The following is a 17,903-nucleotide window of genomic DNA, read 5'->3' as shown; positions in this document are numbered from 1 at the left end:
TTCCGTGTCCGCCAGGCGGACCTCGGGCGCGTCCGGTACGGGGCGCCGGATACCGTATGAGCACCATGAGCGCTACGCAGACCTCTGACGTCCCCACTCTTCTCGTCAAGATCTTCGGCAAGGACCAGCCGGGCATCACGGCGGGCCTCTTCGACACCCTCGCCGCCTTCTCCCTCGACGTCGTCGACATCGAGCAGGTCGTCACCCGTGGCCGGATGGTGCTGTGCGCGCTCGTGACGCAGCCGCCGCGGGAGCTGGAGGGCAAGCTGCGGGCCACCGTCCACAGCTGGGCGGAGTCGGTGAGGATGCAGGCCGAGATCATCTCCGGCACCGGTGACAACCGGCCGCGCGGTCTCGGCCGCTCCCTGGTCACGGTGCTCGGCCACCCGCTCACCGCGGAGGCGACGGCCCAGGTCACCGCCCGGATCACCAAGGCCGGCGGCAACATCGACCGGATCTTCCGGCTGGCGAAGTATCCGGTGACGGCGGTCGAGTTCGCCGTGTCCGGGGTGGAGACCGAGCCGTTGCGGACCGCGCTGGTGACGGACGCGGCGGCGCTGGGCGTCGACATCGCGGTGGTCGCCGCCGGGCTGCACCGGCGGGCGCAGCGGCTGGTCGTCATGGACGTGGACTCGACGGTCATCCAGGACGAGGTGATCGAACTCTTCGCCGCGCACGCCGGTTGTGAGGCCGAGGTCGCCGAGGTGACGGCCGCCGCCATGCGCGGTGAGCTGGACTTCGAGCAGTCGCTGCACGCGCGCGTGGCGCTGCTGGAGGGGCTGGACGCCTCGGTCGTGGACCAGGTGCGCGGTGAGGTGCGGCTGACGCCCGGGGCGCGCACCCTGATCCGTACGCTGAAGCGGCTCGGCTACCAGGTGGGCGTCGTCTCGGGCGGGTTCACCCAGGTCACCGATGATCTGAAGGAGCGGCTGGGGCTGGACTTCGCCCAGGCCAACACCCTGGAGATCGTCGACGGGAAGCTGACCGGGCGGGTCACCGGGGAGATCGTGGACCGGGCGGGCAAGGCACGGCTGCTGCGCCGGTTCGCCGCGGAGGCGGGTGTGCCGCTGTCGCAGACCGTGGCGATCGGGGACGGCGCCAACGACCTGGACATGCTGAACGCGGCCGGGCTCGGGGTGGCCTTCAACGCCAAGCCGGTGGTGCGGCAGGCCGCGCACACCGCGGTGAACGTGCCGTTCCTGGACACCGTCCTGTACCTGCTGGGCATCACCCGCGAGGAGGTCGAGGCGGCGGACACCCTCGACCAGCAGCTCCTCGACCGGGCCGGGGACGAGGACCGCTGAGCACGCCGGGAGCGTGAGGGCCCGGTACCGAGTGCCGGTCAGGGCCCGGTACCGAGCACCGGTCAGGGATCGGTGCCGATCGGGGATCGGTGCCGATCGGGGATCGGTGCCGATCAGGGATCGGTGCCGATCAGGGATCGGTAGCGGGCCCGTCGGACGAGACGGGGTCGGCCGGCTGGTCAGTCGGCGGGGGCCCAGTAGTCCCGCAGGGTGGCGACGCCGGGTTCCAGGGACTTCCAGGAGCCCGTGAAGGACAGCACCGCGAAGGCGGCGGCGGGGAAGCCGCGGCCCGCCATCCGCTCGCGGACGTCGCCCTCGGCGGAGCCGGCCAGGACCTCGGTGAGCCCCTGTACGCCCGGATTGTGGCCGATCAGCAGGAGGGCGCCCAGGTCGTCGGGGGTCTCGTTGAGCACGGCGATCAGTTCGCCCGGCGAAGCGTCGTAGATCCGCTCCTCGTAGACCGTCTTCGGGCGCTGCGGGAACTCCTGGACGGCGAGCTTCCAGGTCTCGCGGGTCCTGACGGCGGTGGAGCACAGGGCCAGGTCGAAGGAGAGGCCGCTGTCGGTGAGGCGGCGCCCGGCCTCCGCGGCGTCCTTGCGTCCCCGCTCGGCGAGCGGTCGCTCGTGGTCGGGCACCGGTGGCCAGTCGGCTTTCGCATGCCGGAAAAGGACAATACTGCGGGGTTCTGCGACGCTCATGCTCCCCAGCTTCGCATGAAACAGGCCACGGGGCGCAGGGAGTTGGCTCGCGGATTCCGGGCCGCGGGGCGCGGTCGGCGCGTCCGGCGCGGTCCGCGTGTCCGGGGAGGGCGGTCAGCGTCCCGTCAGGTGCCGGGCCTGCTCCAGGAGGTGGGCGAGGAGGGGCCGGCCGGCGGCCGCGTGGGCCTCCGACGGGTCGAGTATCAGCGCGAGCAGCATGACGAAGGCGAGGGTCGGCAGGGCCAGCGCCCACCAGGGCAGCCGGATGTCGACGCCACCGCCGGAGAGCGGGCGGGGGCGGGTGCGCGTGGGGGTCGACATGAGTGCCTCCGCGGGTCTTCGGCGTCCCCTGGTCCGTGGTCCGTACCGCGCCGCGCCTCCCCCTCACCAGGGAATTCGCGGTCACATCACGAAGGTACGGAATCCGGGGGCGCCGTCCCATCCGGTGACCCACCCACTCGACCCTGAGTCTCACCCCCTAAGGGATCGGGGGGCTGGCCCCACCCCGCGGGCGGCGGCCGGTGTCACGGGGAGGCGATCGTCGCCACGATGCCGATGATCACGAAGATCGCGAGGAACGCCCCGAAGACGATCAGCATCTTCTTCTGGCCGTTCTTGGGGTTCGGGTCGAGGACTGGCATACGGCAAGTCTCGCACCCGGGGCCGGCCGCCCGGTCAGCGGGCCGTCTCGTCCTCCACCGTGCGGTTGCGGCCCGCCAGGACGCCGGCCGCCATCTGCGGCACCATCAGGGCGCTCATCAGCGCGATCGGCAGGCCCCAGCCGCCGCTGTGCTGGTAGAGCACGCCCACCAGGAGCGGTCCGGGGATCGAGATCAGATAGCCGGTGCTCTGCGCGAAGGCCGAGAGCTGGGCGACGCCCGGACCCGTCCCCGCCCGCATCCCGACCATGGTCAGGGCCAGCGGGAAGGCGCAGTTGGAGATGCCGAGCAGCAGGGCCCAGGCCCAGGCGCCGCCGCCGGGCGCGAAGTAGAGGCCGGCGTATCCGGCGAGGCCGCAGACGCCGAGGACCAGCACCATCGGCCCCTGATGGGGCAGCCGGGACGCCACGCGCGGGATGGTGAAGGCCAGCGGTATGCCCACCGCCATGGTGACGGCCAGGAGCAGTCCGGCGGTGCCCGCGGAGACGCCCGCGTCCCGGAAGATCTGCGCCATCCAGCCCATCGTGACGTAGGCGCCCGTGGCCTGGAGTCCGAAGAAGACGGCGAGCGCCCACGCGGTACGGCTGCGGGTGATCCGCAGGGCGGGCCGCTCGGCGGACGCCGCGGAGGTGACAGCGGCGGACGCCGCGGACGCCCCGGGGGCCGCGGGGGCCGCGGGGGCCGCGCCCCGGTCCCGTACGAACGGCAGCCAGGGCAGGACGGCCGCCGCCGCCGGCGCGGCCCACACCGCGAGGCCGGACTGCCAGTCGCCGCCCAGCGCGTCGGTCACCGGCACGGTCGCCGCGGCGGCGACCGAGGTTCCGCAGGCCATGGCCATCGAGTACAGGCCGGTCATGGACCCGACCCGGTCGGGGAACCAGCGCTTGACGATGACCGGCATCAGGACGTTGCCGACCGCGATGCCCATCAGCGCCAGGGCGGTGGCGGCCAGGAACCCGGCCGTGCCGCCGGCGTACGGGCGGATCAGCAGACCGGCGGTGAGGGCGGCCATGCCGGCGCAGACCACGGCACCGGGCCCGAAGCGGCGGGCGAGCCGCGGGGCGGTGACGCCGAAGACGGCGAAGCAGAGCGAGGGCACGGAGGTGAGCAGCCCGGCCACGCTGCCGCTCATGCCGAGCCCGTCGCGGACCTCCTCCAGGAGCGCGCCGAGGCTGGTGATCGCGGGACGCAGGTTGACCGCGGTGAGCACGATGCCGAGGACGAGCAGACGGACCGTCCACGGCGTCCACGCGCGCGTGCCGGTGCGCCGGGGCTCCCCGGCCCCTTCGCGGCGGACCCCGTCGTGCCGGGCGGCGGGCTTCAGCGTCCGTGTGTCCTCAGTAGCCATGAGGACCATCATAGAATCATAGGATGACTGGTGGTCCATCCTCCTCCGACCGCCCCCTCCCCGAAGGTGCGCCGTGCCCCTGAGTCACCCCCGTCGTTCGGTCCTGTCCGAGCAGGTCATCGCCGCGCTCCGCCAGCAGATCACCTCGGGTGAGTGGCCGGTGGGCTCCCGGATCCCGACCGAGCCCGAGCTGGTCGAGCAGCTGGGGGTCGCCCGGAACACCGTCCGTGAGGCGGTCCGCGCGCTGGCGCACAACGGGCTGCTGGACATCCGCCAGGGCTCCGGCACGTACGTCGCCGCCACCAGCGAACTGGCCGGCGTGATGCACCGCCGTTTCGCCGGCGCCGACCCCCGGCACATCGCCGAACTGCGCTCCACGCTGGAGTCGGCCGCGGCCCGGCTGGCCGCCGAGCGGCGCACCGAGAAGGACCTCAAGCAGCTGGACGCGCTGCTGGTGCGCCGCGCGGAGGCGTGGGAGTCGGGTGACGCGGAGGCGTTCGTGACGGCGGACGCCACCTTCCACCTGGCCGTGGTGGCCGCCTCCCACAACGAGGTGATGACCGCGGTGTACGCGGACCTGGACGAGGTGATGCGGGACTGGCTGCGCGAGGACGTCGGCGCGGAGCTGACGCCGGAGACGCACATGGACCACACCCGGCTGGTGGACGCGATCCGCGCGGGCGACGCCGGGACGGCCGGGCGGGAGGCGGCGGGCTATCCGTTCGTGTGCCGCCCGGGGCGGGTCAGTCCGGACGCCGGTGGCTGACCCAGGCCGCGCCGATCTCCTTCCAGCAGCGCCCGGTCAGCCGTACGGTCTGCGCGGGACCCGCCGCCACCGGGGCGCTGTCGCTGTCCAGGTCCCACCAGCGGACGCACTCGACGTGCAGGCTGACGTGGTCGGGGTCCGGGTAGGGGTTGTGGCAGTAGGCGGTCACCCTGGAGCCGGTGCGCCGGATGCGGCACTCGGCGCCGAAGGGCCGCGCGGGTGCCGTTTCCTCGCTCTCCTCGTCACGGCTGTGCACGCGCGCGTGCGACACCGTCTCGTACGGCAGGGCGAGTCCGAGGGCGACGACGACGGCTGCGACGGCCAGGCGGCGGGCGAAGCGCACGGGCGGACCCCCTCGGCCGGAACGGGGCGGGAAGCGCGGGCGGGAACGCGGGGTGGCGTCGTGTTCCAGCGTGCGCCGTCGACGCCCCGGCCGCCCGCCCGGCCGGGCCGGACGGGTGACACGCGGAGGACGACACGCGAAGGGCCCGCGCCTTGCGGACGCGGACCCTCCGGGAAGCGGGTGTCAGGCGCCGATGGCGTGCAGACCGCCGTCGACGTGGATGATCTCGCCGGTGGTCTTCGGGAACCAGTCGCTGAGCAGCGCGACGACGCCGCGGCCGGCCGGCTCCGGGTCGCTCAGGTTCCACTCCAGCGGGGAGCGGTGGTCCCACACGGAGGCCAGGTCGCTGAAGCCCGGGATGGACTTGGCGGCCATCGAGCCGAGCGGACCGGCCGAGATGAGGTTGGACCGCACGTTCTGCTTGCCCAGGTCACGGGCGAGGTAGCGGCTGGTGGCCTCCAGGGCGGCCTTGGCCGGGCCCATCCAGTCGTACTGCGGCCAGGCGTACTGGGCGTCGAAGGTGAGGCCGACGACGGAGCCGCCGTTCTGCATCAGCGGCAGGCAGGCCATGGTGAGCGACTTCAGGGAGAACGCCGAGACGTGCATGGCGGTGGCGACCGACTCGAACGGCGTGTTGAGGAAGTTGCCGCCGAGCGCGTCCTGCGGCGCGAAGCCGATGGAGTGCACGACGCCGTCCAGGCCGCCCAGCTCCTCGCCGACGACGTCGGCCAGGCGCCCGAGGTGCTCGTCGTTGGTGACGTCCAGCTCGATGACCTTGGTGGGCTTGGGCAGCTTCTTGGCGATGCGCTCGGTCAGCGTGGGCCGCGGGAACGCGGTCAGGATGACCTCGGCGCCCTGCTCCTGGGCCAGCTTGGCGGTGTGGAAGGCGATGGACGCCTCCGTCAGCACGCCGGTGATCAGGACGCGCTTGCCCTCGAGAATTCCGCTCATGGTGATCAGTGACCCATTCCCAGTCCGCCGTCAACGGGAATGACGGCTCCAGTGATGTACGAGGCGTCGTCCGACGCGAGGAACCGCACCGTCGCGGCGATCTCCTCCGGCTGCGCGTACCGGCCGAGCGGGACCTGCGACACGATGTTCGAGCGCTGCTCGTCGGTGAGCACCTTGGTCATGTCGGTGTCGACGAAGCCGGGTGCGACGACGTTGAAGGTGATGTTGCGCGACCCCAGCTCACGGGCGAGGGAGCGCGCGAAGCCGACCAGGCCGGCCTTGGAGGCGGCGTAGTTGGCCTGTCCGGCCGAGCCGAGCAGTCCCACGACGGACGAGATGAGCACCACGCGGCCCTTCTTGGCGCGCAGCATGCCGCGGTTGGCCCGCTTGACGACGCGGAAGGTGCCGGTCAGGTTCGTGTCGAGGACGGAGGTGAAGTCCTCCTCGGACATGCGCATCAGGAGCTGGTCCTTGGTCACGCCGGCGTTGGCGACGAGGACCTCGACGTTGCCGTGCGCCTCCTCGATCTCCTTGTAGGCCTGCTCCACCTGCTCGGCGTCGGTGATGTCGCACTTGACGGCGAGGAAGCCCGCCGGCGGCTCACCCGAGCGGTACGTGATGGCGACCTTGTCGCCGGCGTCGGCGAACGCGCGGGCGATGGCGAGGCCGATGCCCCGGTTGCCTCCGGTGACGAGAACCGAGCGGCTCAACGGATCACCCTTTCGTCAGTGGTCTGAACACGTCCGCCCGGACACCTCGATGACAGGCGGCTTCCTCGAAAACCTATCGGTCCCGCCCGCCGCCCGGGGAATCGGGCACCCACAGTGGCTCACGGGCCGGACTGTCGGGTCCCTACAGAAACAGTGTCCGTCTCGATCAGCGGTCCTCTCCTTCGCGCTCGGCGAGCAGCAGCGCCAGAGGGTCGGCATTCCCAGCCACCCGGAAGTGCGGCATGCCGTGCCGGGCGGCGGCGCCGACCGCGCACTCGGCCCACACCGTCTTGCCCGGCCCCGTCCGCCCGGCCACGCCCCAGCGGTCGGCGACGGCCGCCACGAGGAGCAGGCCCCGGCCGCCGTCGGCGTCCGCGGGCGGCTGGGCCACCGGGCCGGGGAGGCCGGGGTGGGTGTCGGAGACCTCTACGCGGACCAGTCCCGCGGACCGGTCGTACGTGAGCCGCAGCTCGAAGTCGCGTCCGGGGACGTGACCGTGGAGCACCGCGTTGGACGCGAGTTCCGCCACGACGAGGGTGACGGTGTCGGAGGCCGGGCTGTCGTACGGCAGGTCCCACAGGTCGAGCCGGTAGGTGGCGAGCCTGCGGGCGAGGCGCGCGCCGCGGCGTGTGGCGGAGAACCGCTGGGCGAACACACTTACGGTAACGGGTTCTTGGGCCCGTGGTGCTGGCATGCGCTCAGCGTTCCGATCCCCTCCGCCCCTCAACAGGGACGACACCCATACAGACGTGGCTGTATCAGTGCACACTCTGGACTGGGTGAGTAACTCCCCGTGACTACGGGTCGGTGAGTGGAGTTCGAAGACGTGAGTTACGTGAGCTGGGGAGGCGCGTGGGGATGAGGGCGGACAACGGCGGAGCGAACGGTAGCGAAGCAGAGCCCTCCGACAGTCTCAAGACCTTCGGCGCGGTCCTCAAGGCCCTGCGCGAGGAAGCCGGGCTGACCCAGGAGGAGTTCGCGCCGCGGGTACGGTACTCGGCCGCGTACATCGCCAAGATCGAGCAGGGGAAACGGTTCCCGCCGACGGACCTGCCCACGCGGGCGGAGGAGGCCCTGGGGCCGGTCGCGCACAAGGTTCTCAAGGCGGCGGCCAAGAGTCTGACGAAGAGGTCCGTGCTGGCTTCCTGGTTTCGGCAGTGGGCGGGGATCGAGGAGGAGGCGATCTCCCTCTACGCATACGAATGCCGCGCGATTCCGGGGTTGCTGCAACCTGAGGCCTACATCCGGGCGATCTTCGACCGGCGGCTGCCCCCTGCGTCCGAGGAACAGATCGAGCGCGAGGTCGCGTCTCGGCTGGACCGGCAACGGGTCATCACCGCCAAGCAGAACACCGCGTTCAGTTTCGTCATCGAACAGAGTGTCGTAGCTCGGCGCATGGGAGGACGCCACGTCACCGAGCAAGTCATCGATCACCTTCTTGAGATGGGCGCGCGGCGCAATGTCGAGATCCAGGTCATGCCCACCGTCCAGGAGGATCACTGTGGCATCGACGGGCTGATGTATCTCGCGGAGACGACTGCGCACCAGTGGCTCGGCTACACCGAAGGCCAGCGGTCGAGCAACCTGATCTCCGCACCCAAGGACGTGAGTGTCCTGCTGCAGCGCTATGGCAAGCTCCGTTCCCAAGCCCTGGACTGCCGGGCTACCGTGACGCTGCTGGAACAGATGCGAGGAGCCCTATGAGCGCCACAGACGAGCTGAGCTGGTTCAAGAGCAGCTACAGCGGCAGCGAGAACGACAACTGCGTCGAGGTCGCCGTACGCCCCGAAGCCATCCACATCCGCGACTCCAAGGACACCGGCCTCCGTCCCCTCGTCGTCACCCCGGCCGCCTGGGCAGCGTTCACCGCGGCAGCGTAGGGCGCGGCGCTCGGCGGGCCGTGGTTCACTGCCTCCCACGGTCACCACCGGCAAGCGCCCGAAGGGATCTTCTCCCGTGCCCCATGACATAGACGCCACCTTCACCGCCCTCCCCCTGCGCCCCCTCGCCGACGCCGCCCTCGCCCGCGCCCGTTCCCTCGGGGCCGAGCACGCGGACTTCCGGCTGGAACGTGTGCGCAGCGCCTCGCTGCGGTTGCGGGACGCCAAGCCCTCCGGTTCCTCGGACACCACCGACCTCGGGTACGCCGTACGCGTCGTGCACGGCGGGACCTGGGGTTTCGCCTCCGGCGTGGACCTGACGCCGGACGCCGCGGCCAAGGTCGCCTCGCAGGCGGTGGCGATGGCGAAGCTGTCCGCCCAGGTGATCAAGGCGGCCGGGTCGGACGAGCGGGTCGAGCTGGCGGACGAGCCCGTGCACGCCGACCGTACGTGGGTGTCCTCGTACGAGATCGACCCGTTCACCGTGGACGACGCCGAGAAGGCGGCGCTGCTCGCCGACTGGAGCGCGCGGCTGCTGGCGGGCGCCGGGGTCGACCACGTGGACGCCTCGCTGCTCACCGTCCACGAGAACAAGTTCTACGCCGACACCGCCGGAACCTCGACCACCCAGCAGCGGATGCGGCTGCACCCCGTACTGACCGCCGTGTCGGTCGACGGCTCCAGCGGCGAGTTCGACTCCATGCGCACGCTCGCGCCGCCCGCCGGGCGCGGCTGGGAGTACCTGACCGGCACCGGCTGGGACTGGGACGCCGAGCTGGCCGAGATACCGGAGCTGCTGGCCGAGAAGATGCGGGCGCCGAGCGTGGAGGCGGGACTGTACGACCTGGTGGTCGATCCGTCGAACCTGTGGCTGACGATCCACGAGTCGGTCGGGCACGCCACCGAGCTGGACCGGGCGCTGGGCTACGAGGCCGCCTACGCCGGCACCTCCTTCGCCACCTTCGACCAGCTCGGCAAGCTGCGCTACGGGTCCGAGCTGATGAACGTCACCGGGGACCGCACCGCCGAGCACGGGCTGGCGACCATCGGGTACGACGACGAGGGGGTCGAGGCGCAGTCCTGGGACCTGGTGAGGGACGGCACGCTGGTCGGCTACCAGCTCGACCGGCGGATCGCCCGGCTGACCGGGTTCGAGCGGTCCAACGGGTGCGCGTACGCCGACTCCCCCGGGCACGTGCCGGTGCAGCGGATGGCGAACGTGTCGCTGCGGCCCGATCCCGGCGGGCTGTCCACGGAGGATCTGATCGGCGGGGTGGAGCGGGGCATCTACGTCGTGGGTGACCGCTCGTGGTCGATAGACATGCAGAGGTACAACTTCCAGTTCACCGGCCAGCGGTTCTTCCGGATCGAGAACGGGCGGCTCGCCGGACAGCTGCGGGACGTGGCCTACCAGGCGACCACGACCGACTTCTGGGGGTCCATGGCGGCCGTCGGCGGCCCGCAGACGTACGTCCTGGGCGGTGCCTTCAACTGCGGCAAGGCGCAGCCGGGGCAGGTCGCCGCCGTGTCGCACGGCTGCCCGTCCGCCCTCTTCAAGGGCGTCACCATACTGAACACGACACAGGAGGCCGGTCGATGAGCGCCCGCACGCCCCGGATCAGCAGCAAGCCGCACGAGATCGTCGAGCGGGCGCTGGAGCTGTCCCGTGCGGACGGGTGCGTCGTCATCGCCGACGAGCACTCCACCGCCAACCTGCGCTGGGCGGGCAACGCGCTCACCACCAACGGCGTCACGCGCGGGCGCACGCTCACGGTCGTCGCCACCGTGGACGGGCAGGAGGGCACCGCGTCGGGAGTCGTGTCGCGGTCGGCCGTCACGCGGGACGACCTGGAGCCGCTGGTGCGGGCCGCCGAGGAGGCCGCGCGGGGCGCCGGGCCCGCCGAGGACGCGCAGCCGCTGGTCAGCGGGGTGCCGGAGGCGCCGGACTTCGCGGACGCGCCGGCCGAGACGTCGTCGGCCGTGTTCGCCGACTTCGCGCCGGCGCTCGGGGAGGCGTTCGCACGCGCGCGCGGCGGCGGGCGGGAGCTGTACGGGTTCGCCCACCACGAGATGACCACCACCTACCTCGGGACATCCACCGGGCTGCGGCTGCGCTGCGATCTGCCCACCGGGACGCTGGAGCTGAACGCCAAGTCGCCGGACCGGTCCCGTTCGGCGTGGGCGGGGCGGGCCACCCGGGACTTCAAGGACGTCGACCCGGCGGCGCTCGACGCGGAGCTGGCCGTACGCCTGGGGTGGGCCGGGCGGCGGGTGGAGCTGCCCGCGGGACGGTACGAGACGCTGCTGCCGCCGACCGCGGTGGCGGACCTGCTGATCTACCAGCTGTGGTCGGCGTCGGGCCGGGACGCGGCCGAGGGGCGGACGGTGTTCTCCAGGCCGGGCGGCGGCACGCGGCTGGGCGAGCGGATCAGCGCACTGCCGCTGACCCTGCGCAGCGACCCGGCGGAGCCGGGCCTGGAGACGGCGCCGTTCGTGGTGGCGCACTCCTCCGGGGGCGATCAGTCGGTGTTCGACAACGGGCTGCCGGTCGCGGCCACGGAGTGGATCAAGGACGGTGAGCTGGCCCGGCTGACGACGACCCGGCACAGCGCCGCGCTGACCGGGCTGCCGCTCGCGCCGGCCCTCGACAACCTGGTGCTGGACGGCGGCGACGGCCGCTCGCTGGAGGAGATGGTCGCCGGTACCGGGCGGGGGCTGCTGCTGACCTGCCTGTGGTACATCCGCGAGGTCGACCCGGCGACGCTGCTGCTGACCGGGCTGACCCGGGACGGGGTCTATCTCGTGGAGGACGGCGAGGTCGTCGGCGAGGTGAACAACTTCCGGTTCAACGAGTCGCCGGTGGACCTGCTGGGGCGGGCCACGGAGGCGGGGCGCACCGAGCGGACGCTGCCCCGGGAGTGGGGCGACTGGTTCACGCGGGCGGCGATGCCCGCGCTGCGGGTCCCGGATTTCAACATGAGCTCCGTCAGCCAGGGCGTATAACCTCGTACCCGCACGCGAGAACCCGCGTGCTGGATCATCGAGGAGACACGAGAACCGTGACGGACATCGTCGACGAGCTGAAGTGGCGCGGGCTGTTCGCCCAGTCCACCGACGAGGACGCTTTGCGCAAGGCGCTCGCGGACGGTCCCGTCACGTTCTATTGCGGCTTCGACCCGACCGCGGCCTCCCTGCACGTCGGGCACCTGGTGCAGGTGCTCACCGTGCGCCGGCTCCAGCAGGCCGGGCACCGGCCGTTGGCGCTGGTCGGCGGGGCCACCGGCCAGATCGGCGACCCGCGCCCGACCGCCGAGCGCACGCTGAACTCGCCGGAGACGGTGGCCGGCTGGGTGGAGCGGCTGCGCGCCCAGATCGAGCCGTTCCTGTCCTTCGAGGGCGAGAACGCGGCCGTGATGGTCAACAACCTCGACTGGACGGCGGGGCTCTCCGCGATCGAGTTCCTGCGGGACATCGGCAAGCACTTCCGGGTCAACAAGATGCTGACCAAGGAGTCGGTGTCGCGGCGGCTGGAGTCGGCCGAGGGCATCAGCTACACGGAGTTCAGCTACCAGCTGCTCCAGGCGATGGACTTCCTCCAGCTCTACCGGCGCTACGGCTGCGTCCTCCAGCAGGGCGGCAGCGACCAGTGGGGCAACCTGACGGCGGGCCTCGACCTGATCCACCGCCTGGAGCCGGACGCCGTCGTGCACGCGTACGCGACGCCGCTGATGACCAAGGCGGACGGCACCAAGTTCGGCAAGACCGAGGGCGGGGCGGTCTGGCTGGACCCGGAGATGACGACACCGTACGCGTTCTACCAGTTCTGGTTGAACGTGGACGACCGGGACATCTCGGGCTACATGCGCATCCTGTCCTTCAAGTCCCGCGAGGAGCTGGAGGAGCTGGAGAGGCAGACCGAGGAGCGTCCGCAGGCGCGGGCGGCGCAGCGGGCGCTGGCCGAGGAACTGACGACGCTGGTGCACGGCGCGGACCAGACGGCGGCCGTGATCGCCGCGTCCAGGGCGCTGTTCGGCCAGGGCGACCTGGCGGAGCTGGACGAGCGGACGCTGGCCGCGGCCCTGTCGGAGGTGCCGCACGTGAAGGTCGCCGGGCCGGCTCCGGTGGTCGACCTGCTGGCCGAGGTCGGCCTGGTCGCCAGCAAGTCGGCGGCCCGGCGCACGGTCAAGGAGGGCGGCGCCTACGTGAACAACGTGAAGGTCACCGCCGAGGACGCGGTCCCGGCCGCCGAGGAGCTGCTGCACGGGCGCTGGCTGGTGCTGCGGCGCGGCAAGAAGAACCTGGCCGCGGTGGAGGTCACCGGCGCCTGAGCGCACGACGAGGGGCGGCTCCCGTGTCCGGCGGGGGCCGCCCCTCCGCCGTACGCGGGTGCGCCCGGCCGGGACCGGTCCGCTCCGCTCCGCTCAGGCGGTGTGCCGTCGTCTCCTGTTGCCGCGCACCGCCATGTACACCATGTCGCCGACGCCGACGATGATGATCGCGGCGACGAGCTGGAAGAGGTGCCGCCACCAGTCGATGCCGGAGGTGGCGGCGACGCCGGCCGCCCGGGCCACCGCGTTGCCGACGATGGCGCCGAGCATGCCGAAGATCGTGGTCAGCCACAGAGGACTGTGCTGCTTGCCCGGAATGATCGCCTTGGCTATCAGACCGAGCACGAATCCGACGATGATCGCCCACAACCAGCCCATGGCTGCCTCCTCGTGCGGCTCTACGTGAGCATTACGGCCACCTTCGGCCCGTACCCCGCGGAGCGCACGGCGGGTACGCCCGAACGGGGGACGTCCCTGGGCACCGCGGCGCACCCCGGTCGCTCGGGGACGTGGTCCCCCGGTCTCGTAGGCGGCGCAGCCGGGGCGTAATGTAAGAGTTGTCCGGACCCACGGCCCCGAGCGGCCCGGACGGGTACGGACCGGCGGGGCGAGCTCCGATGCGAGCGGGCGGTGGAATGTGATGCGGAAGCGGAACGCGGACGGCAACGCCCAGGTGTTCCGGATCACCGGAGCCCGGACGGGCCTGGAGGAAGACGTACGCGGACGGCAGCGCCGGTACGTCATCTCGATGTCGGTCCGTACGGTGTCGGTGATCCTCGCGGCCACGCTGTGGAACGTGGAGCGGCACGTCGCGATCGTGGCGCTGGTCCTCGGCATGCTGCTGCCGTACATCGCGGTGGTGATCGCCAACGCCGGGCGGGAGAACGCGCCGGGGCTGCCGACGACGTTCGTGACGGCTCCGACGCCGCCGATGATCGAGCCGCCGGCCGCGTCACGCGGCTTCGCGGAACCCGAGCCGGAAGATGTCGTGAGTGATCGGACGACGGGTGTACGCGACACATCCGGCGACCGTTCCTGATCGAAACTGAACGTTACTGAAAAGTATCGAGCGGAATCGATTGGCTTTGGGGATGGTCAAGTCCTTGCCAAGCCGGGGGGAACCTCGCTCCAATCACGTTGTTCCGGTCCCGTACGGCGGGCCTCCCGTGACATACTCGGTAAGCGCTCCGCATCCCCCGTCGGAGCGATGGACCGACGCCGGGCAGCTCCCCCCGTGGCTGCCCGGCGTCGCCATTTCGCATGACTTGTGAGACGTGAACCTGTGAGTGACGAGACGACCCCGGTCTGCTCCGCCAAGGGCTGCCGTGCCGCCGCCGTGTGGGTGCTCGCCTGGAACAACCCGAAGCTGCACACGCCGGAGCGGCGCAAGACGTGGATCGCGTGTGACGAGCACCGGGAGCACCTGTCCCAGTTCCTCGGGGTGCGCGGGTTCCTGAAGGACGTCGTCCCGCTCGCCGACTGGGAAGCCCCCGCGGGCTCCGCCTGACCGCCTAACCGCCTATCGCCGACATCGGCCGGTCCGGCTGGACGAAGGACGGGTCGTCGAGGCCGGCGCCCGCTTTCTTGCCCCACATGGCGAGCTTCCAGAGGCGGGCGATCTCCTCGTCGGGCGCGCCCGAGCGCAGGGCGGCGCGCAGGTCGGTCTCCTCGCGGGCGAACAGGCAGGTGCGGACCTGGCCGTCGGCGGTCAGCCGGGTGCGGTCGCAGGCGGCGCAGAACGGGCGGGTGACGGAGGCGATGACGCCGACGCGGTGCGGGCCGCCGTCCACGAGCCAGCGCTCGGCGGGGGCCGAGCCGCGCTCGGCGGCCCCCTCCTCGGTCAGCTCGAAGCGGGTGCGCAGCGAGGCCAGGATGTCACCGGCGGTGACCATGCCCTCGCGCTTCCAGCCGTGCTGGGCGTCCAGCGGCATCTGCTCGATGAACCGCAGCTCGTAGTCGTGCTCCACGGCCCAGGCCAGGAGGTCGGGGGCCTCGTCGTCGTTGACGCCCGGCATCAGGACGGTGTTGACCTTCACCGGCGTCAGACCGGCCTCGCGGGCGGCGCGCAGGCCCTCCAGGACGTCCTTGTGCCGGTCGCGGCGGGTGAGGGTCTTGAAGACGTCCGGGCGCAGGGTGTCCAGGGAGACGTTGACCCGGTCCAGGCCCGCCGCCCTCAGGGCCGCCGCCGTGCGCCTGAGGCCGATGCCGTTGGTGGTCAGGGACGTCTGGGGGCGCGGGTCGAGGGCGGCGACGCGCTCCACGATGCCGACCAGGCCGGGGCGGAGCAGGGGCTCGCCGCCGGTGAAGCGGACCTCCGTGACACCCAGGGAGGTGACCGCGATGCCGACCAGGCGGACGATCTCGTCGTCCGTGAGCAGGTCGGGCTTGGCCAGCCACTGCAGGCCCTCCTCGGGCATGCAGTACGTGCACCGCAGGTTGCAGCGGTCGGTCAGCGAGACCCTCAGGTCGGTGGCCACTCGGCCGTAGGTGTCGACGAGCACGTAAGGCCCCTCCCTCGACGCGGATCGGCGGGACACTCCCGTACCCCGGCACTGCGAGCCTACGTGACCCCGGTGACAACGACAGCGACCGGAAGCCGCGAGGCGCGCGGGCCCCGTCGCGGGAGGCGGCGACGGGGCCCGCGCGCAGGGGGTCGTCAGTGGGCGCCGGTGCCGGTCAGGGACCGGACCTCCAGCTCCGCGTACTTGCCGGTGTCCGGCTCCTCCTTGGACAGGACGGTGCCGAGGAAACCCATCAGGAAGCCGAACGGGATGGAGATGATGCCCGGGTTCTTCAGCGGGAACCAGGCGAAGTCGACGTCCGGGAACATCGAGGTCGCGTCGCCCGAGACGACCGGCGAGAACAGCACCAGGCCGACGGCGACGACCAGACCGCCGTAGATCGACCACAGCGCGCCCTGGGTGGTGAACCGCTTCCAGAAGAGGCTGTAGAGGATGGTCGGCAGGTTGGCGCTGGCGGCGACCGCGAAGGCCAGGGCGACCAGGCCGGCCACGTTCAGGTCGCGGGCGAGGGCGCCCAGCGCGATGGAGACGATGCCGATGAAGACGGTCGCCCAGCGGGCCGCCCGCATCTCCTCCTTCTCGGTGGCCCGGCCCCGGCGGATGACGTTGGCGTAGATGTCGTGCGCGAAGGACGAGGACGAGGCGAGGGTGAGGCCGGCGACCACCGCGAGGATGGTCGCGAACGCCACCGCCGAGATGGTGGCGAGCAGGATCGCGCCCCAGGCCGAGTCGGTGCCGCCGACGTGCAGGGCGAGCAGCGGGGCCGCCGTGTTGCCGGACGGGTTGGAGTCGGTGATCTCCTTCTGGGAGATCAGCGCCGCCGCGCCGAAGCCGAGCGCGATGGTCATCAGGTAGAACGCGCCGATGATGCCGATCGCCCAGTTCACCGACTTGCGCGCGGCCTTGGCGTTGGGCACCGTGTAGAAGCGGATCAGGATGTGCGGCAGTCCCGCGGTGCCCAGCACCAGGGCGATGCCCAGGGAGATGAAGTCCAGCTTGGTGGTGCCGGTCGCGCCGTACTGGAGGCCCGGCTCCAGGAAGGCGGCGCCCTTGCCGCTGTTCTCGGCGGCCTTGCCGAGCAGGTCGGAGATGTTGAAGTCGAACTTCAGCAGCACCAGGAAGGTGATCAGGACGGTGCCGCCGATCAGCAGCACGGCCTTGACCATCTGCACCCAGGTGGTGCCCTTCATGCCGCCGATGGTGACGTAGACGATCATCAGGACGCCGACCAGGGCGACGATGAGGACCTTGCCGGCGTCGGAGGTGATGCCGAGCAGCAGGGAGACCAGGACGCCGGCGCCCGCCATCTGGGCCAGCAGGTAGAAGATCGACACGACGATCGTGGAGGTGCCGGCGGCGGTGCGCACGGGGCGCTGGCGCATGCGGTAGGCGAGGACGTCGCCCATGGTGTAGCGCCCGGAGTTGCGCAGCGGCTCGGCGACCAGCAGCAGGGCCACCAGCCAGGCGACCAGGAAGCCGATGGAGTACAGGAAGCCGTCGTAGCCGAAGATGGCGATGGCGCCGGCGATGCCGAGGAAGGACGCGGCGGACATGTAGTCGCCGGAGACCGCGAGGCCGTTCTGGAAGGCGCTGAACTGACGGCCGCCCGCGTAGAAGTCGGCGGCGTCCTTGGTCTGCCGCCCGGCCCAGACGGTGATGACGAGCGTCGCGACCACGAAGACCGCGAAGAGCGTGATGATCAGCGGCCGGTGCTCGCTGGCCTCGTTGGCTGCCAGGAAGAACTGCCCAGTGGTGCTCATGCGCCGCCCTCCATCCGGGACTTGATGGCCTCGGCCTTGGGGTCGAGCTTCGCGGCGGCGTGCCGCGCGTACCACCAGGCGATGAGGAACGTGGTGAGGAACTGGGCGATGCCGAAGACGAACGCGACGTTGATGTTGCCGAACAGCTCGGTGCCCATGAAGCCGCCCGCGTAGTTGGAGAGCAGCACGTAGAGCAGGTACCAGGCGACGAAGGCGATCGTCAGCGGGAAGGCGAAGGAGCGGAAGGAGCGGCGCAGTTCACCGAACTCAGCGCTCTGCTGCACCTCGGCGAACTCCTCGGTGGAAGGGAGTCGGTGGTGCTCGTGCGAGGGGGGCGGTGCTTCGGTGGCCACGGAGTCTCCTCGTAGGACGGACATGACTGCTGTACCTATCGGTGCGGGGGCCGGTCGTGCTCGTGCTCCCTGCCCAACGACACGGCGCCGCCCTGGGCGCGGTTCACCGCCCGGGCCACTTTCCGAAGTCACCCCCGGCCGGTCATTGCTGGCCAGCGGCTCGGGGGGATAACTTCGCTCTGCACCACCCGACATGTACCTGCCCGGGCGACCTCGGCCGGGACGGCTTTCTTCAGGGCACCCGCACCACGTGCACCGTCCACACCACGGAAGAGACTGGA

At 71.5% G+C, this 17,903-nt stretch carries 21 protein-coding genes; 9 read left to right on the top strand and 12 right to left on the bottom strand.

Features of this window, described 5'->3' with window-relative positions:
• Window positions 1-65 precede the first annotated feature (65 nt).
• Window positions 66-1,304 (top strand): phosphoserine phosphatase SerB, encoded by a 1,239-nt coding sequence (gene serB / locus ACY1JF_RS23570; protein WP_462707214.1) that lies wholly within the window; start codon window positions 66-68, stop codon window positions 1,302-1,304.
• A 179-nt stretch (window positions 1,305-1,483) separates the two neighbouring features.
• On the opposite strand, the gene ACY1JF_RS23565 is transcribed toward serB, so the two are convergent.
• From ACY1JF_RS23565 to ACY1JF_RS23550, 4 genes are all read right to left on the bottom strand, one after another.
• Complete coding sequence (locus ACY1JF_RS23565) at window positions 1,484-2,002, bottom strand: SixA phosphatase family protein (RefSeq protein ID WP_462707213.1); 519 nt, start codon at window positions 2,000-2,002, stop codon at window positions 1,484-1,486.
• A gap of 114 nt (window positions 2,003-2,116) precedes the next feature.
• Window positions 2,117-2,323: a hypothetical protein gene (locus ACY1JF_RS23560; protein WP_462707212.1), complete on the bottom strand. Its 207-nt coding sequence runs from the start codon at window positions 2,321-2,323 to the stop codon at window positions 2,117-2,119.
• Between the two features lie 203 nt (window positions 2,324-2,526).
• A complete protein-coding gene (locus ACY1JF_RS23555; RefSeq protein WP_462707211.1) occupies window positions 2,527-2,643 on the bottom strand; it encodes an SGM_5486 family transporter-associated protein in 117 nt (38 codons plus the stop codon).
• Between the two features lie 34 nt (window positions 2,644-2,677).
• Entirely contained in the window at window positions 2,678-4,018 is a 1,341-nt protein-coding gene (locus ACY1JF_RS23550; protein ID WP_462707210.1) for a CynX/NimT family MFS transporter, read from the bottom strand.
• Between the two features lie 64 nt (window positions 4,019-4,082).
• On the opposite strand from ACY1JF_RS23550, the gene ACY1JF_RS23545 reads away from it, so the two are divergent.
• Window positions 4,083-4,775 carry a FadR/GntR family transcriptional regulator gene (locus tag ACY1JF_RS23545; protein ID WP_462707209.1) on the top strand — a complete coding sequence of 231 codons (693 nt, stop codon included), beginning with the start codon at window positions 4,083-4,085 and terminating at the stop codon, window positions 4,773-4,775.
• On the opposite strand, the gene ACY1JF_RS23540 is transcribed toward ACY1JF_RS23545, so the two are convergent.
• The 4 genes from ACY1JF_RS23540 to ACY1JF_RS23525 form a co-directional block, all read right to left on the bottom strand.
• A complete protein-coding gene (locus ACY1JF_RS23540) occupies window positions 4,753-5,118 on the bottom strand; it encodes a hypothetical protein (protein WP_462707208.1) in 366 nt (121 codons plus the stop codon). The two genes, ACY1JF_RS23545 and ACY1JF_RS23540, sit on opposite strands and share 23 nt — an antisense overlap.
• 183 nt (window positions 5,119-5,301) lie before the next feature.
• Window positions 5,302-6,069 carry an enoyl-ACP reductase FabI gene (gene fabI / locus ACY1JF_RS23535; RefSeq protein ID WP_462707207.1) on the bottom strand — a complete coding sequence of 256 codons (768 nt, stop codon included), beginning with the start codon at window positions 6,067-6,069 and terminating at the stop codon, window positions 5,302-5,304.
• A 5-nt stretch (window positions 6,070-6,074) separates the two neighbouring features.
• Window positions 6,075-6,779, bottom strand: a complete 705-nt coding sequence (gene fabG, locus ACY1JF_RS23530) for a 3-oxoacyl-[acyl-carrier-protein] reductase (protein WP_462707206.1) — start codon at window positions 6,777-6,779, stop codon at window positions 6,075-6,077.
• Window positions 6,780-6,945: 166 nt separating this feature from the next.
• The gene (locus ACY1JF_RS23525) at window positions 6,946-7,473 is read right to left on the bottom strand and encodes an ATP-binding protein (RefSeq protein WP_462707205.1); all 528 of its coding nucleotides are present in this window, start codon (window positions 7,471-7,473) and stop codon (window positions 6,946-6,948) included.
• Between the two features lie 164 nt (window positions 7,474-7,637).
• Between ACY1JF_RS23525 and ACY1JF_RS23520 the strand changes: the two genes are divergently transcribed.
• The 5 genes from ACY1JF_RS23520 to tyrS all read left to right on the top strand — a co-directional run bounded on the left by ACY1JF_RS23520 (window position 7,638) and on the right by tyrS (window position 12,987).
• Complete coding sequence (locus tag ACY1JF_RS23520; RefSeq protein WP_462707204.1) at window positions 7,638-8,483, top strand: helix-turn-helix domain-containing protein; 846 nt, start codon at window positions 7,638-7,640, stop codon at window positions 8,481-8,483.
• Window positions 8,480-8,659, top strand: a complete 180-nt coding sequence (locus ACY1JF_RS23515; RefSeq protein WP_462707202.1) for a DUF397 domain-containing protein — start codon at window positions 8,480-8,482, stop codon at window positions 8,657-8,659. Before ACY1JF_RS23520 ends, ACY1JF_RS23515 begins: the two co-directional genes overlap by 4 nt.
• Window positions 8,660-8,735: 76 nt before the next feature.
• On the top strand, window positions 8,736-10,259 hold the full coding sequence (locus ACY1JF_RS23510; protein WP_462707201.1) for a TldD/PmbA family protein: 1,524 nt from the start codon (window positions 8,736-8,738) through the stop codon (window positions 10,257-10,259).
• Window positions 10,256-11,662, top strand: a complete 1,407-nt coding sequence (locus ACY1JF_RS23505; protein WP_462707200.1) for a metallopeptidase TldD-related protein — start codon at window positions 10,256-10,258, stop codon at window positions 11,660-11,662. Before ACY1JF_RS23510 ends, ACY1JF_RS23505 begins: the two co-directional genes overlap by 4 nt.
• Before the next feature lie 56 nt (window positions 11,663-11,718).
• Window positions 11,719-12,987 carry a tyrosine--tRNA ligase gene (gene tyrS / locus ACY1JF_RS23500; protein WP_462707199.1) on the top strand — a complete coding sequence of 423 codons (1,269 nt, stop codon included), beginning with the start codon at window positions 11,719-11,721 and terminating at the stop codon, window positions 12,985-12,987.
• Window positions 12,988-13,080: 93 nt separating this feature from the next.
• Here tyrS and ACY1JF_RS23495 read toward each other — a convergent pair whose 3' ends face one another.
• Window positions 13,081-13,365, bottom strand: coding sequence for a GlsB/YeaQ/YmgE family stress response membrane protein (locus ACY1JF_RS23495; RefSeq protein ID WP_462707198.1), 285 nt, complete (start codon window positions 13,363-13,365; stop codon window positions 13,081-13,083).
• A 262-nt stretch (window positions 13,366-13,627) separates the two neighbouring features.
• Between ACY1JF_RS23495 and ACY1JF_RS23490 the strand changes: the two genes are divergently transcribed.
• Together ACY1JF_RS23490 and ACY1JF_RS23485 are read left to right on the top strand one after the other, a co-directional pair.
• Window positions 13,628-14,026: a DUF3099 domain-containing protein gene (locus ACY1JF_RS23490; RefSeq protein WP_462707197.1), complete on the top strand. Its 399-nt coding sequence runs from the start codon at window positions 13,628-13,630 to the stop codon at window positions 14,024-14,026.
• A 243-nt stretch (window positions 14,027-14,269) separates the two neighbouring features.
• Window positions 14,270-14,494 carry a hypothetical protein gene (locus ACY1JF_RS23485; protein WP_462707196.1) on the top strand — a complete coding sequence of 75 codons (225 nt, stop codon included), beginning with the start codon at window positions 14,270-14,272 and terminating at the stop codon, window positions 14,492-14,494.
• Window positions 14,495-14,498: 4 nt separating this feature from the next.
• Here ACY1JF_RS23485 and moaA read toward each other — a convergent pair whose 3' ends face one another.
• The 3 genes from moaA to ACY1JF_RS23470 form a co-directional block, all read right to left on the bottom strand.
• Window positions 14,499-15,488: a GTP 3',8-cyclase MoaA gene (gene moaA, locus ACY1JF_RS23480; protein WP_462707195.1), complete on the bottom strand. Its 990-nt coding sequence runs from the start codon at window positions 15,486-15,488 to the stop codon at window positions 14,499-14,501.
• A gap of 155 nt (window positions 15,489-15,643) precedes the next feature.
• On the bottom strand, window positions 15,644-17,269 hold the full coding sequence (locus tag ACY1JF_RS23475; protein WP_462707194.1) for a solute symporter family protein: 1,626 nt from the start codon (window positions 17,267-17,269) through the stop codon (window positions 15,644-15,646).
• Window positions 17,266-17,622 carry a DUF485 domain-containing protein gene (locus ACY1JF_RS23470; RefSeq protein ID WP_462707193.1) on the bottom strand — a complete coding sequence of 119 codons (357 nt, stop codon included), beginning with the start codon at window positions 17,620-17,622 and terminating at the stop codon, window positions 17,266-17,268. The genes ACY1JF_RS23475 and ACY1JF_RS23470 overlap by 4 nt, the downstream gene beginning before the upstream one ends.
• Window positions 17,623-17,903: the final 281 nt, after the last annotated feature.

It is taken from the genome of Streptomyces sp. SYSU D01066-1, assembly GCF_054956795.1.
This window is presented reverse-complemented; position numbering and strand designations above follow the sequence as displayed.